Source organism: Marinobacter alexandrii, from assembly GCA_039984955.1.
Taxonomy (GTDB): Bacteria; Bacteroidota; Bacteroidia; order Cytophagales; family Cyclobacteriaceae; genus Ekhidna.
On record JBDWTN010000007.1, the window covers coordinates 714832 to 730193 of the forward strand.

Sequence of the window (15362 nt, forward strand, 5' to 3'; positions counted from 1 at the left end):
ATTTTGATTGCACAAGACACATCGACCTATAAGCTTGTTAAGCGAGTAAAAGACACAAAGTTCACGATTGATGAACTAGATCACTACTCGCTTATCATGCAGGTTGGGATTTACGATCTGCAGTTTGCAGTGGTTGATTCCCAAGATAATGTAGTCATGGGTCTTGAAGATTATCGTTTTCAAGGAATCAAAACTGTAAATGGTCGGTTAAGACTCATAAAAGAGATACTTGATAATCATGAATATTTAACGGCGGGTTTTTGGAAAGATGTGAAACTATGTCTCAAGACACATAAATTTTCACTCGTACCAGCCAATATGTTTGTCCAAGAAGCCTCGGCAGACTATCTCGCCTTAAATAGTGAAATTAAAACTGCTTTTGAGGAAGTTCAATACTATAAGCAAATAGCAGTTGATTCAATAAATGTATTTGCCGCCGAGAGCAAACTTTGTAGGTGGATTGAGTCTATTTATAAAAAGAAAAAGGTTCATATAGTCCATCAAGGAAGCGCTTTGATCGAAGGCTTCATGAAGCATGCAGATCATATTGAAGAAAAAAGCATGTATGCGTATGTGGATAGAGGGATTCTACATTTAGTAGTGACTGAAGGTCAAAAACTTCTATATTATAATCAGTTCGCTGCTCGCAAGAAAGAAGACTATCTAAAGTATGTCATGCTTGTTTTCAATGAATTAAAAATGAGCGGTAAAGAAAGTCACGTCTTTCTTTGGGGTTTTGTAAAGCCTAGTTCTGATGAAATGTCATTACTTAAGAGATATATCAGAAATATTTCATTCGGGTCTAAGCCATCGTTTCTTAAGTTTAGCTACCTCTACGACGAAGTAGAAGACCATCAGTACTTTGATGTGCTGAGTGGGTATCTTTGTGTGTAAGCACAAATCAAACACAGTCATGAAGACAGCAATCTTTCCTGGTTCCTTTGATCCATTTACAAGTGGTCATTTTGATATTGTAGAAAGAAGTCTGGACTTGTTTGATCGTGTCATTATAGCGATAGGACACAACACAACCAAGAATAAGCGATATTTTGAACTTGAGTGGATGGTTGAGAAGATCAAAGAGGCCTTCAAAGATGAACCGCGTGTTGAGATTGAAGTCTACGATGAACTGACCGCTTCACTTGCAAAAAAGTATAGTGCTAAATTCATGGTCCGAGGCTTACGAAACACCACTGACTTTGAGTATGAGAATAGTATATCGCAAATCAATAGATATCTCAATGAAGATCTTGAAACCATTTTTTTGATAACCTCTCCGGAATTAGCCCCAATTAGTTCAAGTATTATCAGGGAAGTACATAGATATGGAGGTGACGTTAATCCATTTCTTCCTTATGAGGTATAGGTCAAACCTCCTTCATCATTTTAGTATACTCCTGCATCACATATCTGATCGATCGATAGGAATCATGCAGTGCTTTTCGAACCTGCTCTAGATCCATCCATTCTACTTTTTTGATACCTTCATCTTTTTGAGGAGCCATTTTACTGTCATTAATACATTGCATAGCGTACCAATGAGTCTTCTTCAGAACATATTTTTTCTTTGTGACATAGGTATGCCATACTGCATCAATTTTATGGTCAATTTTTACTTTAACCCCTGTCTCCTCTTCAACTTCCCTTATGGCGCATTCTTCAATATTTTCTCCTTTGTCCAATTTCCCTTTAGGGATATCCCACACTTTTCTTCTATAGATCATAAGAAGCTTTCCCTCCTTTGCTACAATGCCACCACCTGCTTCAATAACTTTGAATTTTCCTTTGAGGTAATTGATTAGCGATCTTTTTTCGCGTGACGAAATGAAAATAGAGTGAACTTTCTTGAGCTTTTTATCGGTCATTAACTTAAGCAAGCTATCTACCTGATCAAATGAAGCGTTCATGATCAAAACATCGTCTACCAATACCTCAGGAACAATCGTCTCAAACTCTCTAACGATCAGTCCATATGCCCTATTCATATTTATTTTCTTCTCAGAAAGTATGTAAACAGGGATATCATTAATAAAAATTTTCATGCGAATTGTCTATTTCTTAAGGCCATATCGGTCAGTAGAATTAGAAGTTCCCATGAGCAATAGTCGTTTGGGGTTTTTCCTTTTAAAGTCGTGCTCATTTCATCAATCAGAATTACATGGCAATTAAATAATAAATTAAAAACGAAACAAGCTCATAAGATTATTGATCGATAATACAGGAGTTATTTATTTTGCAGTCACATGAGCATCAAAATTTACAACACAAAGTTGGCAGCTGAAGTAGCTGCAGATTTATTAAAGATCGGAGCTATTAAATTAAGCCCACAGGAACCTTTTACCTGGGCATCCGGATGGAAGTCTCCAATCTATTGCGACAATCGCTTAAGCCTCTCCTACCCAGATGTTCGTTCCAAGATAAAAACGGCACTAGGCCTGGCTATTTCAAATTCATTCAATGGAATAGACGTGATTGCAGGTGTTGCGACTGCTGGAATACCTCAAGGAGCACTTGTTGCAGAAGAGCTTGGTCTTCCTTTTATCTATGTTCGGTCTAAGTCTAAAGGACATGGACTACAAAACATGATTGAAGGAAAGATTGAGAAAGGACAGAAAGTCCTTTTAGTTGAAGATCTGATATCAACCGGAGGAAGCTCGCTCGCTGCTGCAGATGCATTAAAAGAAGCAGGTGCAGAGGTCGTTGGTATGGTGGCCATCTTCACCTATGGTTTTCAGGTATCAGAAGATAATTTCACAAACAAAGGCGTAGATCTTGTTGTACTAAGCGACTATCACCACTTGCTGGAACATGCCCAAGACGAACGTATGTTTGAAAATGAGGTATTGAAAACACTGAAGGAATGGCGCGAAGATCCGGGAAATTGGGGGTAGTAAAACACTCAATACTATGGTTCTTCTTTTATTCACTTTTCCTTAATAAATCTCTGTAACCACAAATTAAATTAGGTTACTAGAAATCTGAATCAAGAAATCTTCTACTCTATGTAAACCAAGAAAAAGGGTATCGGCTTCAAATCCTTGCTAATGACGGGTAAATGTCAGGTAAGTGCTTTGATTTTTTATCCTAATCTGTAATCGCATCCTCTAAATTTGGTTGAAACAGATTGGATCAATCACATGTACTACATCATACCTGCACTTTTGATAATTGCTTTACTCATCTTAAATCAAAAGCACTACTGGAAGGTTAATTCACTTCTGAAAATAGATCTTAAAAAGGATATTGCTATTTCTATATTATGTGTTGCCACATCCTTTATCTCTATTGAACTTCAAGATAGAAAAGCGGAAAAATTTCAAAAATTCCAAATTGGAAGTTTGGATCAAACTAAAATTGATCAAATTAATTGGTTAGATAGAATTGTAGCAGGAAGGTGGGACCTTTTGGCAAAGGATAATGGTAAAGCTCTGATGAGTATAGCTATTTATATCATACCATTATCCCTATTTCTTTTTCGAGGTGGTATAAAAGAAAGGCTTGGTCTTTTTTTCATTTTCACTCAAGGATACATACTTACTGAAAGCGTCACTGGAATTGTCAAAGGGTTGACTGAAAGATATCGTCCTTTTGCATACAGAAGCCTTGTTGAAATACGGCAATTAGGAATGGAGGCCAAGGAAGAATTCGTAGAGGATATTTCAAAATATGACATTGAAAACTCTTTTTTCTCAGGCGATGCAGCCCTAACAGCCTTTAGCCTTATTTTCTTTGCTTACGCTTTTCAGGTCATCTATTCAGAAAGCAAGCTTAGAAAAATAGTTTGGGGCTTTATGCTATTAGGCATAGTAATCAAATGCTATTTCCGGACTATGTCAGGAAAGCATTTCCCAAGCGATGTAATGGTAGGAGCAGTATTCGGTTCAGTACTCGCTTTTTTTATCATTAAGCTGCATCTAACCAAGACTAGCTCTTTATCAAAATCCTAAAATTTCTCCTCTACTCCCAGCCCAAACAATGCAAAATCATATTTAACTGGATCATTGGCATCTAGTTTTTTAAGATTTTCTGTCAGTTCAATTGCTGTTTGCCAATCAGTTTGCTTGCGGTGAATAAGGCCAAGCTTACGAGCTACTCGATCTACATGTAGATCACATGGACAGATGAGCTGACTTGGTCTCATGGTATCCCATAAACCAAAATCCACTCCTTTATCATCTTTTCGCACCATCCACCTCAGGAACATATTGATTCGTTTGCAGGCCGACTTTCTTGCTGGATTAGGCACATGCTTATAGGTACGTATTGGGTGATCTGGCAATGAAAAAAATAATTCAAAAAAATGAGTTAGTCGAACTTCCATTTTTGCTTCTCTACTCAACTCTTCTGTAAAAGCTTTTTCCAAAGAATCGTGCTGCCTATAAAACCACTGAAAAAAGTGAATAAAGTAAAGTGCATCTGTGCTATTAAACGTTCGATGTTTAAAATTTAGAAAAGGTTTAAGATCTGCTTCCGAATGATTGAGAACAAAGCCATGCGGATCATTGTCCATGTAACCTAAGAATTCATGGCTCTTGTTGATGATCGTTTTCCGTTGACCCCAAGCAAACACGGCTGCCATCAATCCAGCTATCTCTATATCTTGTTTTTTAGCATACTCATGGGGAATACATATCGGATCATTCGGAATGAAATCAGGCTGATTATACTCTTCAAACTTCGAATCAAGAAAGGACTTTAGCTCTTTTTGACTCACTCCTTGCTGTAGGATACTTCAACCCTTGATTTTGAATCTAAGATACCTAGTTGATCGTAAGCTGGCTGTGAAAGTCGTAGCAGTAGTTTTTTGTTTAGCCCAGTGTTTGGGAGTTTGCCTACAACTTTCACGTATGCCACTTGATTGTTCATGAGGTTTCTAACTTTCAAATTGGTACCAATCGGCAAGGTTCTGTGCAATGCTAGAAACCTTGAGGTATTCATGGATTGAATAACAGATGCCACGCCTTCTTCGAAGATTTTTTCAAATCCATCTTCATCAATTTGCGTTCGTATTTTTTTCTTAGGTTCACTCAGGCTCGTATCCCTTGATTCCACTTCATCTTTAAAGACCAATTGTTGCCCAATCTTTAAAAAATCAGAATCTAAATCATTCCAAAATTTTAAGCTATCCATACTCACACCTATTTTCCTGGCTATGGTAGCAAGTGTCTCTCCAGTTTGCACCAAGTATTTTTCAAAATCAGCAAGTGGGTCATTTGGTTCATCTGCCGTACTATCGCTCTTTACTTGCATGGCTTCCAATGAATCAACATCCGCTAAACCATCAATTGGAATAACTGATAATGCGTTTTTACTCAATTTCAATTGCATTCCTGGTGAAATGTCATTGCTCGAAAGATCATTCCACTTTCTTAAATCCTTGAGTTTTACATCATGCAGTTTGGATATGCTATACAAGGTCTCTCCATGTTGTACGCTGTGGATATTCTTATTTGTTGGTGATTTTTTTATGATAACTGCCTGAACAGGCTCCTCATTCTTAATCAAAACAAAAAGTGTCTGACCTATCTCTATTCTATTGTCAATGATTTGATTGTGTTTGATGATTCCTATTACCGAACCACCATAGCGCTTTGCAATAGAATAGAGGGTCTCCTCCTCTTCCACTTCGTGGACAATAAAAGTTCCTTCTTCTCTCTGCTCTGCACGCACACTATCCGCGGGGTTAGCATAAACATTTATTAGAAAAAGCGTACTAATCAGCGTAAACACAAACTTCATTTCGGTCTTTAATAAAAATCAACTGGTCTCCTACAACAAAAAATGCACCAGATGAAAAGCCTTTCATCGATTCATCCTGTTTGATCTTCCATTCCTTCATCCCGTCTCTCAACAGCAACAGGTATCGATCAAATCCATTATCAGAACGAAGATAGTAGCTGATTATGATTTTATCATTCCATTCTAAATATTCACATGAAAGTGGTAGTTCTAAGCCTAAAAATTCAGCTACTGTCTTAAAGTATTCGGAACCATGCTCATAAATCTGTGCATACACTGCAGGCTCTGTAAAATGAGGTAGTTGCGTTACTGGCTCTAGAAGTTGTTTCCCCGGATCAAACATTAGAAAATCATTACTTGAGGGATCATTAGTGTCCAGGTATCTAATGAAGTAGAGCTGATGATTTTTAATACCAATCAATTTCATCCACTTATTTATTGGTTCAATTGGTATTGATTCACCAACTAATGAATCAATGTCTAGGGTAATAATATCAATATCCGTCCCCTCCTCGTTGCGTATATCTAAAACTAGTTGATTAGCATTCGTTAAAACCGAACTCCATATATTCTTATCGAATTTGATTGAACGAACTGAAGTAGGTAATAAATACATAAGATTTGATATGAAAGAAATTGCCATGTCGATCTATTTTGGAATAACTTTAACCACAGATCAACAGTCCCAAAAATGAGACATTTGTTCTGAAATAAAGATTTTATGAAGAAAGTATTTAGTCTACTGTCGATTCTGGTAAGTATCCTTCTTTTCTCACAAGAAAAGGAGAAGCCTTTGGTTTTGCATCTGAAGATCGGCGATGTTATTGATCCAAGGACGAATAGGTATTCTGAGTTAGGACTTGAAAAGGCTCTTGAGTTGGATGCTGACTATGTAATCTTAGAATTAGACACTTATGGAGGAGCGCTGAATGATGCAGACGATATCCGAACACGTATCTTGAATTTTGATCGTCCCATTTACACTTTTATCAATAAAGATGCTGCCTCTGCTGGAGCATTGATATCCATCGCTTGTGACAGTATCTATATGGCGAAAGGTTCGAGCATTGGAGCTGCGACGGTGGTGACCCAGGATGGTGATGCTGCTCCAGATAAGTATCAGTCATATATGCGGTCTATCATGCGCTCGACTGCAGAAGCAAAAGGCAGAGACCCTCGTATGGCAGAGGCAATGGTAGATGAAGATATTGATTTGGATAGCATAGCCACCGAGGGTAAGATTTTAACTCTATCCACCTCTGAAGCCATAAAGTATGGCTTTTGTGAAGCTGAGGTAAGCAGTATAGATGACATAATGAAACGTTCCGGTGTGGAAGACTATACTGTTGAAGAATTTAATCTCGGAGTATCTGAAAAAATTATTTCTTTATTTCTTAATCCATTTGTGAGCGGTATCCTTATTTTGATAATTGTTGGAGGAATCTATTTTGAGCTGCAAACTCCTGGGGTTGGATTCCCTATCCTTGCGTCCATTGTAGCTGTCATTCTCTACTTTGTTCCAAACTACCTCAATGGTCTTGCAGAAAATTGGGAAATTATTCTATTTGTCGTAGGCATCATCTTAATAGCATTGGAGGTTTTTGTCATTCCAGGATTTGGCGTTGCTGGAGTTTTAGGACTAATATGCACCATAGGTTCTCTGGTTCTGGTGATGCTTAACAATGATATGTTTGATTTTTCCTTTGTAGGTGGGGATCAATTGTTTATTTCTTTTGCTACCGTAATAGCCGGATTGCTAGGTGCTATGATAGTCATGTTTTTAGGAGGAGCCAGATTACTCAATAGCAACGTATTTCAGAGAGTAGCATTGCATGATGTGCAAAGTAAAGAAGAAGGTTTTACATCTACTTTTTACAAGAAAAAATCCTTAATCGGTCAAAAAGGGAAAACTTACACAAGGTTAAGACCAAGTGGAAAAATTGAAATTGACGGGGAAATTTACGATGCGTTCACCCGAGGGAATTTCGTTGATGAAGGCATAAATGTAGAAGTGATTTCGGACGAAGGTACAAGCTTGAAAGTAAAAGAGGTATGAAATTATTTCCAACATTAATTTGGACATTTACTATTCTGGCTTTCTTGTTTCTTTTCTTCTCGCTTAGAAGTCAGATAAATCAAGTGCTTTATAGTTTTATCGCTCTGGGATTGTGGGGTGTGGCATTTTTACTCAACAAGTTTAAACCAGGTGAAAAAGAGAAGGAAACATAGCAGATGTCTAAACTGCGAAGAACCATTAGGCAGAAAAGCTAACTATTGTCCCAACTGTGGACAGGAAAATACCGACAATCATGTAAGTATTGGTATGCTCTTCCGAGAATTCACATCTAATTTTTTCTCGCTAGACTCCCGTTTTGTAAGGACATTTAAACCGTTCTTGTTTTCTCCTGGAAAAATCACTAACGCATTTATAAATGGAAAGAGGGTTCAGTTTGCAAATCCAATTCGCTGGTATTTAGTCATCAGCATCTTTCATTTTTTCTTTATGGCTAAAGTGTTTTCACCAACCTTACAGGATAAAAAAGACAGAGTGCTAAGTAGTAATGATTCCAAGGTTCTTACTTCAGTTCAATTTGATAGTTTAATGAATCTCCCCGATTCTATTTACGCTGAAGAATGGCCGCTCTCCAAACCTCATAGAAGACTTGTGGATCATTTGATAGATCAAACCACATTGTCCTCTGAGCAAATCTTGGATACCATCCAAATGGATACAATTAACACCACCAATTATTTCATTGTTAATCAATTCGTAAAGATTGGTCAAGAGTCCAAGGCTTCCTTTCTCTCCTATATACTCAGACAGATACCTATCATTGTTTTCTTCATTCTTCCGGTTTATGCATTTTTACTGAAACTCTTTTTTTGGCGAAAAGGACTGTACATCAAGCATTTGATACATTCCCTTCACCTACACTCGTTGTATTTTTTTCTCCTAGGATGGGTCTGGCTTTTCTCTCTATTCTTCGAGGCATTTCAAGAAACAGGACTTAACATAGCCACACTGATTACATTCATCTATGCCATTATAAGCTTTCGCAAAGTTTATAAGATAAAAATGATTTGGTGTGTGTTTAGAGCTATATGTATTGGACTGATTTATACTTTTGCTCTTGGAGTAGTTTTGGGCACAGGGATTTTAATTTCCTTAGCCCTTATCTAGACAGTTATTGAATAAGTTCTTCTTTATACTTGAGATTGGATAAAAGAATCAAAAGAATTCACAATTTGATCCACTTCGGTATCACTGATGCTATTGGATATAAATAATGATTCAAATTGAGATGGTGCCAGATATACTCCTTTGCTGAGCATGTGTCTAAAGTATCTTCCGAATAATTCGGTATCACATGACTTTGCAAGCTCAAAATCCGTTACCTTTTTGTCCGTAAAGAATAAGCTAATCATGCTACCAATGTTATTCATCGTATAGCCAAGCTTGTGTTTTTTAAGTATTCTTTCATAACCCTTTTTGATTTTCAGGGTTGTTTTTTCAATATTCTCGTAAACTTCAGGGTGTTCATTTAAATAGCTCAATTGTGCATAGCCTGCGGCCATTGCTACGGGATTTCCAGAAAGAGTCCCAGCTTGATAAACAGGGCCTTGAGGAGATACAAAATCCATAATATCTTTTCGCCCTCCGTAAGCTCCTACTGGCATACCTGCTCCAATGATTTTTCCTAAAGTGGTTAGGTCAGGTATGACACCATAAATCTCCTGAGCACCTCCTTTAGCTAGGCGAAAACCAGTCATAACCTCATCAAAAATGAGTAAGATTCCATCTTCATCGCAAATTGATCTTAGTCCATCAAGAAAACCAGGCTCAGGAAGTACGCACCCCATATTTCCAGCAACGGGCTCAACGATTATAGCTGCGATTTCACCTGCATTAGAAGATACAACTTCTCTTACTTTTTCAATATCATTGAATGGTGCAAGCAGGGTGTCTTTCGCTGTTCCTTTCGTTACGCCAGGGCTATCTGGTGTACCCATAGTCACTACACCACTACCAGCAGCAATAAGAAATGAATCGCCATGACCGTGATAGCATCCTTCAAATTTCAGAATCTTATCACGCTTGGTGAAACCACGTGCCAGGCGGATAGCGGACATGGTAGCTTCAGTTCCTGAATTAACCATCCTTACCTTTTCAATAGATGGTACCATTTCCGTAATTAATTCCGCGAGTTCCACTTCCATTCGGCTTGGTGCTCCAAATGAAGGAGATCCAATAACCGCTTTGAAAATAGCCTCCTCAATTTTCTTATTTGCATGCCCCAGAATCATTGGCCCCCAACTATTGATTAAATCAATATACGAGTTGCCATCTTCGTCATACATATATGCACCTTCCGCTTTTGCGAAAAAAATAGGATCTCCTCCTACGGCCTTAAATGCTCTTACTGGTGAGTTGACTCCTCCAGGTATATAGTCCTTCGCTCTTTCAAAAAGTTCCTTACTGGTCTCAATCTTCATTTGCTCCTTCAACTTCTTGTTTAGTATTTTGGTTTTGTAATTGTAAGCCCTTTAAAGTAGTAATGGGTACGACCTGATTATCATTGTAGATTCCATATTTTAATCCTTCCATGATAAATCCAGATTGATAAGTACCATCTATCAACCCTCGTTGGAAATACTTTCCATGCTTCTCCATCATTACACCAATGTGTTTAAGTAGTTCGTATCCATAAATGTGATATTCGCTTGGTTCTCTTCCAATTTCAGATATAAAGTCAGTAACTAAATCTTCATATTTATAAGATTCATTATCAAAGTATGATGGATTTACAAAATCTACTTGGAGTCGTTCAAGTTGGCTATATGAAATCAACGAAAAGTCGAGCCAATCTTCGTATCCTATGATACCAATACTATCACTCCTAACCTCTGCAAGACTAATGAGATTATTTGCAAGCAAGTTGCTTGATGTCGCGGCAAAAACATGTCCTATACTATCTGCTGGAATAGTAAACTTCACCTCGTAATATTCAGGTATCTCTTCCCCCTCTTCGTCGCGCATTATTTTACCTGTTTCTTCATTTCTTAAACTCCGAGTACGCACCAGTCTTCCAGGAATCAGAGCAATAGAGTCAATCTCATCTTGTGAATACATGGTATCTAATCTTACTTCATATTGCTCGGTAAAGTCCTTTTGAATTTGAAGAGCATCCTCATCGGTTAGTCTTTCGAATCGGATAACAAAAAAGCTATCTTTTTCGATTGTTTCTAGATAAGACTGAGCCATGATACTATCACGATTGGTTTCATAAAAAATAAAAAGTTTCTTATTATCTGCAAATTTTTCAGCGGCATACTTAGCCGCCTTTCTTCCTTGTGTAGCATATGATGGTTTAAAAAGATACGAATAAGGGTTATCAGCAATTATTCCATCATTTGATGATAGTGGATTCACCATAGTTACTTTCTTATCCTTCGAAAACTGATTGATGTATTTACTGGGTCCCGAGTATAACGGACCTATAATGACATCTGAATTATCAAGTTTATTCTCTTTTATTAAGTCATATGTAGTTGCACCTTTCTTTTGAGTGTCAAAAGGAAAAAGCTCTACATGAATACCTGAATCAAACAACTCTTGCTGCGCAAAAAGCATTCCTTGATACAAGTCAAAAATGATTGAATTTCTGATGACAGACTGGGGTGTCTCCAAGGTCTCGAACATAAAAGGCAAAACAACCGCCACAGCATATTTTTCTTTCTTAATAAAAGGTAGATCGGCAGAGGGAATAAGAGAGATGTCGAATTTCTCAGATAACTCAATCAACCTTAACTGATTTCGCTCCTCATAAGGTTGATTATTAATGGCTTTAAAGAGATACTTTGCCAGGTAAACATTTTCTGGATTTAATGTGTAAGCAGAATCCAATCCTGTAAAAGGCATGTTACTTAGGTAAGAATCGATAAGATAGTCCTTCCAATCCTCAGGAAGTTTTTCAGCTCTACGAAATGCACTCCAAAAATTTTGCTGCACAAATGCTGTGTAAGTCAACCAGAAATCAACCTCAGATTGCTTGTCCCAATTTGGATATTTTGTCTGAATCTGCTTGAACATATCCTCAGCAACCTTTGGTTGATTGAGTTTCAAAGCAGATAAGGCGTAATAGAAAGAGGCGTACTCACCGAAGTTTTTATCCCCACTTAGACTTTGAAATGACTGCATCGCAGCTTTATAGTTCTGAAGACTATATTGTCTTTTAGCCTCTAGGTATTCTGCTTGACTGGATTGGCCAGCTAACATGAATGAGGAAAGAAGAACTATACTAAAAATGAGGGCTCTAACCATGCTATTTTTCTTTAAAGCTACGTATTATTCCCACTCAATGGTGGCTGGAGGTTTAGAACTGATATCATAAACCACTCTATTTACTCCTTTCACTTGATTTATGATTTTATTAGAGATTTGACCTAAAAACTCGTAGGGTAAATGAACCCAATCTGCTGTCATTCCATCCAAACTAGCAACTGCTCTTAGTGCAACTACATTTTCATAGGTCCTCTCATCTCCCATTACTCCAACGGACTGTACAGGAAGGAGCATAGCACCAGCTTGCCATACTTCATTGTAAAGTCCATCTTCTTTAAGTCCATTGATAAAGATTGCATCTACATCTTGAAGAATTCGCACTTTCTCTGCTGTAATATCACTGAGTATTCTGATTCCAAGACCTGGGCCTGGAAATGGATGCCTACCCAGAATAAAATCAGGAATTTCGAGGGTCTTACCCACATTTCTCACTTCATCTTTAAAAAGTGTATTGAGTGGCTCTACCACTTTCAAGTTCATCTTAGCTGGAAGTCCCCCTACATTATGATGTGATTTTATAGTCACCGATGGTCCGTTAACAGAGACTGACTCAATTACATCTGGATAAATTGTTCCCTGTCCCAACCATTTTACATTCTGGATACTTTTGGCCTCTTCATCAAATACTTCGATAAAAACTCTACCAATGATCTTTCTTTTGCCTTCTGGGTCACTTTCTCCTTCTAATTCATCATAGAATCTAGATTTAGCATCTACACCCTTCACATTAAGTCCTAGGCCTTCATAAGATTTCAAAACATCTTCGAATTCATCTTTCCTTAACAATCCATTATCCACAAAAATGCAATAAAGGTTTTTTCCAATCGCCTGATGAATTAGCATTGCTGCCACCGAAGAATCCACTCCTCCAGAAAGACCTAAAACCACTTTATCATCTCCAAGTTGCTCTTTCAATTGAGCCACTGTTTCCTCTACAAAAATATCGGGTGTCCAATCCTGAGAAGCCTTACAGATGTGCACTACAAAATTTCTTAGAACATCTTTCCCATGAGTACTATGTGTTACTTCAGGATGAAATTGAATACCGTAAACCTGTTTGTCTTTGATTTTGTAAGCCGCTACTGGAATTGATTCTGTTGCAGAGATAAGCTGAAAATTGTCAGGTAAATCTGTGATAGTATCCGCATGAGACATCCAAACTTGACTTCCAATTTCTATTTCCTTTAATAAATCGAAATGCGAATCGACCGATTTTAGATTAGCACGACCATACTCTCTATGATTAGATTTTGCGACTGTCCCGCCATTTTTCTTAACAAGTAACTGAGCACCATAGCAGATTCCTAAAACAGGCAACTCGCCTAAATCATCCATATTCATATCAGGAGATCCTTCATCCAGTACAGAGCATGGGCCCCCTGATAGAATTACTCCTTTAATATCAGGAGTAATCTCAAATTTGCTGAATGGATGAATCTCACAATAGACATTAAGCTCTCGTACTCTTCTCGCAATCAGCTGAGTATATTGAGAACCAAAATCGAGGATAAGAATTTTATCTTGCATGCCTGCAAAATTACATGGATCGAACGACACGATGAGGGTATATCTTCATTGAAAATTCACACAAACCAAAACAATTTTAACTCTGAAATAATTTTGGTTTAATACCTTCACAACTTTATTCATCGAAATTATGAAAAAAGCTTTTTTTACTCTTTTAATCACACTTTCACTTACATCCTATACACAGGATAAGCCGAAAATTATTATCGGAATTGTAGTGGATCAAATGCGGCAAGACTACCTACTGCGATTTCAAGAGAAATTTTCAGATGGCGGCTTCAAAAGATTAATACATGATGGATTCCAATTTAAGAACGCGCACTATAATTACGTTCCTACCTACACGGCCCCTGGACATGCTTCTATTTACTCAGGAACAACTCCATCAAATCACGGTATAATTGGAAACAGCTGGTTTTCTCGAGAAAAAGGCAGTGCAGTCTATTGTGTCTCTGATTCCGACGCTTCAGGAGTTGGAGGAGCAGATAAGAACGGTAAAATGTCTCCAAAAAATTTATTAGCTTCTACCATCACAGACGAGCTACGTCTAAGTAGCAATTTTAAAGCTAAAGTAGTAGGAGTCTCGATTAAAGATAGAGGATCCATATTGCCTGCTGGACATAATCCGTCTGGTGCTTATTGGTTCGATGGCTCGACAGGAAATTTCATGACCAGTACATACTATACCAATGAGTTGCCTGACTGGGTAAGTTCTTTCAATAGCAAAAAACTAGTGTCGACCTATCTCAAAGAAACGTGGAATACGCTATTGCCTATTGCACAATATACTGAGAGTACAGACGATGATGTTCCTTATGAACGAGTCTTGAAAGGCAAGAAAAGCTCCGTTTTTCCTTATAACCTTAAGGATTTAGCTAAATCTAACGGACTGGGCCTTATCCGGTCGACACCTTGGGGAAACACACTCGTACTAGATATGGCATTAGCTGCTATTGAGGGTGAAGGTTTAGGAAACGATAGTACGACTGATTTTTTAGCTGTTTCTTTTTCTTCAACGGATTATGTAGGTCATGCTTTTGGTCCCAACTCCATTGAACTACAAGACACCTACCTAAGACTAGATGGAGAAATAGGGCGTCTTTTAGAAATTTTAGATAAAAAATTTGGTGAGGATTACGTGGTTTTTCTTACATCGGATCACGGCGTATCAAATATTCCCATGTACCTGCAGGATGTGAAAATGCCCGGGGGATATTCGGATGGAAAAAAGGCGACTGAGGAAATCAAAAAATTCATGACTGAACGATACGGTGATGAGGACTGGGTATTGGATGTTTCAAATGATCAGGTTTTTCTGAACAGACCCTTGATTGAAGAGAAGAAGATGAACCTAAAGAAAGTACAGGAGGATTTACAACAATTTCTACTTTCCTTCGAGCGAGTAGTTGATGTCTTCACATCCAATGATCTAGCTAAAAGAAACGCTACCGCCGATCCAAAGATGCTTATTGAGAACGGTTTCAATACGAAAATGAGTGGCGATTTGGCTGTAAGGCATAAATCAGGATATGTAGATGGAGGATATGGTAAGCAAGGTACCACTCACGGATCTGGATACACGTATGATACACATATACCCATTATTTTCTTTGGATCAGGTATCAATCAAGGGAAAAGTGTCAGAAATGTAGCAATCATCGACATTGCCCCTACGCTATCCATGTTATTGGGCATCTCTTTGCCAAGCGCGGCTACAGGCAAGCCATTAAAGGAGTTGTTTGAATAAAACTAT

15 protein-coding genes are annotated in these 15362 nt (G+C 37.9%); 8 read left to right on the forward strand and 7 right to left on the reverse strand.

The genetic code is table 11. The features are described from left to right. The first annotated feature begins 3 nt into the window (after nt 1–3). Both ABJQ32_09505 and coaD read left to right on the forward strand, forming a co-directional pair. The gene (locus tag ABJQ32_09505) at nt 4–894 is read left to right on the forward strand and encodes a DUF3822 family protein (protein ID MEP5289875.1); all 891 of its coding nucleotides are present in this window, start codon (nt 4–6) and stop codon (nt 892–894) included. A gap of 19 nt (nt 895–913) precedes the next feature. Next, nucleotides 914–1366 carry a pantetheine-phosphate adenylyltransferase gene (gene coaD, locus ABJQ32_09510; protein ID MEP5289876.1) on the forward strand — a complete coding sequence of 151 codons (453 nt, stop codon included), beginning with the start codon at nt 914–916 and terminating at the stop codon, nt 1364–1366. 1 nt (nt 1367) lies between these two features. Here the strand turns inward: coaD and ABJQ32_09515 are convergent, their stop codons facing one another. Then, complete coding sequence (locus ABJQ32_09515) at nt 1368–2042, reverse strand: NUDIX domain-containing protein (GenBank protein MEP5289877.1); 675 nt, start codon at nt 2040–2042, stop codon at nt 1368–1370. A 201-nt stretch (nt 2043–2243) separates the two neighbouring features. On the opposite strand from ABJQ32_09515, the gene pyrE reads away from it, so the two are divergent. Then, nucleotides 2244–2891, forward strand: a complete 648-nt coding sequence (gene pyrE, locus ABJQ32_09520; GenBank protein ID MEP5289878.1) for an orotate phosphoribosyltransferase — start codon at nt 2244–2246, stop codon at nt 2889–2891. A gap of 246 nt (nt 2892–3137) precedes the next feature. Continuing rightward, entirely contained in the window at nt 3138–3947 is an 810-nt protein-coding gene (locus tag ABJQ32_09525; protein MEP5289879.1) for a phosphatase PAP2 family protein, read from the forward strand. On the opposite strand, the gene ABJQ32_09530 is transcribed toward ABJQ32_09525, so the two are convergent. The 3 genes from ABJQ32_09530 to ABJQ32_09540 are packed head-to-tail and all read right to left on the reverse strand — an operon-like array spanning nt 3944 to nt 6382. After that, on the reverse strand, nt 3944–4714 hold the full coding sequence (locus tag ABJQ32_09530; GenBank protein MEP5289880.1) for a TIGR02757 family protein: 771 nt from the start codon (nt 4712–4714) through the stop codon (nt 3944–3946). The two genes, ABJQ32_09525 and ABJQ32_09530, sit on opposite strands and share 4 nt — an antisense overlap. Beyond that, nucleotides 4711–5739 carry a LysM peptidoglycan-binding domain-containing protein gene (locus ABJQ32_09535; protein ID MEP5289881.1) on the reverse strand — a complete coding sequence of 343 codons (1029 nt, stop codon included), beginning with the start codon at nt 5737–5739 and terminating at the stop codon, nt 4711–4713. Before ABJQ32_09535 ends, ABJQ32_09530 begins: the two co-directional genes overlap by 4 nt. After that, nucleotides 5714–6382: a hypothetical protein gene (locus ABJQ32_09540; GenBank protein ID MEP5289882.1), complete on the reverse strand. Its 669-nt coding sequence runs from the start codon at nt 6380–6382 to the stop codon at nt 5714–5716. The genes ABJQ32_09535 and ABJQ32_09540 overlap by 26 nt, the downstream gene beginning before the upstream one ends. 78 nt (nt 6383–6460) lie before the next feature. On the opposite strand from ABJQ32_09540, the gene ABJQ32_09545 reads away from it, so the two are divergent. Genes ABJQ32_09545 through ABJQ32_09555 form a run of 3 tightly spaced genes read left to right on the forward strand, consistent with a single transcriptional unit; the run spans nt 6461 to nt 8920 of the window. After that, a complete protein-coding gene (locus tag ABJQ32_09545; protein ID MEP5289883.1) occupies nt 6461–7795 on the forward strand; it encodes an NfeD family protein in 1335 nt (444 codons plus the stop codon). Next, a complete protein-coding gene (locus ABJQ32_09550; protein MEP5289884.1) occupies nt 7792–7968 on the forward strand; it encodes a hypothetical protein in 177 nt (58 codons plus the stop codon). Before ABJQ32_09545 ends, ABJQ32_09550 begins: the two co-directional genes overlap by 4 nt. Beyond that, nucleotides 7946–8920, forward strand: a complete 975-nt coding sequence (locus ABJQ32_09555) for a DUF3667 domain-containing protein (GenBank protein MEP5289885.1) — start codon at nt 7946–7948, stop codon at nt 8918–8920. The genes ABJQ32_09550 and ABJQ32_09555 overlap by 23 nt, the downstream gene beginning before the upstream one ends. 23 nt (nt 8921–8943) lie before the next feature. Here the strand turns inward: ABJQ32_09555 and hemL are convergent, their stop codons facing one another. From hemL to guaA, 3 genes are read right to left on the reverse strand one after another with little or no spacing between them, the layout of a single operon-like run. Further along, the gene (gene hemL, locus ABJQ32_09560; GenBank protein ID MEP5289886.1) at nt 8944–10227 is read right to left on the reverse strand and encodes a glutamate-1-semialdehyde 2,1-aminomutase; all 1284 of its coding nucleotides are present in this window, start codon (nt 10225–10227) and stop codon (nt 8944–8946) included. Then, nucleotides 10223–12061, reverse strand: coding sequence for a hypothetical protein (locus ABJQ32_09565; protein ID MEP5289887.1), 1839 nt, complete (start codon nt 12059–12061; stop codon nt 10223–10225). The genes hemL and ABJQ32_09565 overlap by 5 nt, the downstream gene beginning before the upstream one ends. 24 nt (nt 12062–12085) lie before the next feature. Further along, on the reverse strand, nt 12086–13609 hold the full coding sequence (guaA, locus tag ABJQ32_09570) for a glutamine-hydrolyzing GMP synthase (protein MEP5289888.1): 1524 nt from the start codon (nt 13607–13609) through the stop codon (nt 12086–12088). Between the two features lie 130 nt (nt 13610–13739). On the opposite strand from guaA, the gene pafA reads away from it, so the two are divergent. After that, nucleotides 13740–15356: an alkaline phosphatase PafA gene (pafA, locus tag ABJQ32_09575; protein MEP5289889.1), complete on the forward strand. Its 1617-nt coding sequence runs from the start codon at nt 13740–13742 to the stop codon at nt 15354–15356. Nucleotides 15357–15362 lie beyond the last annotated feature (6 nt).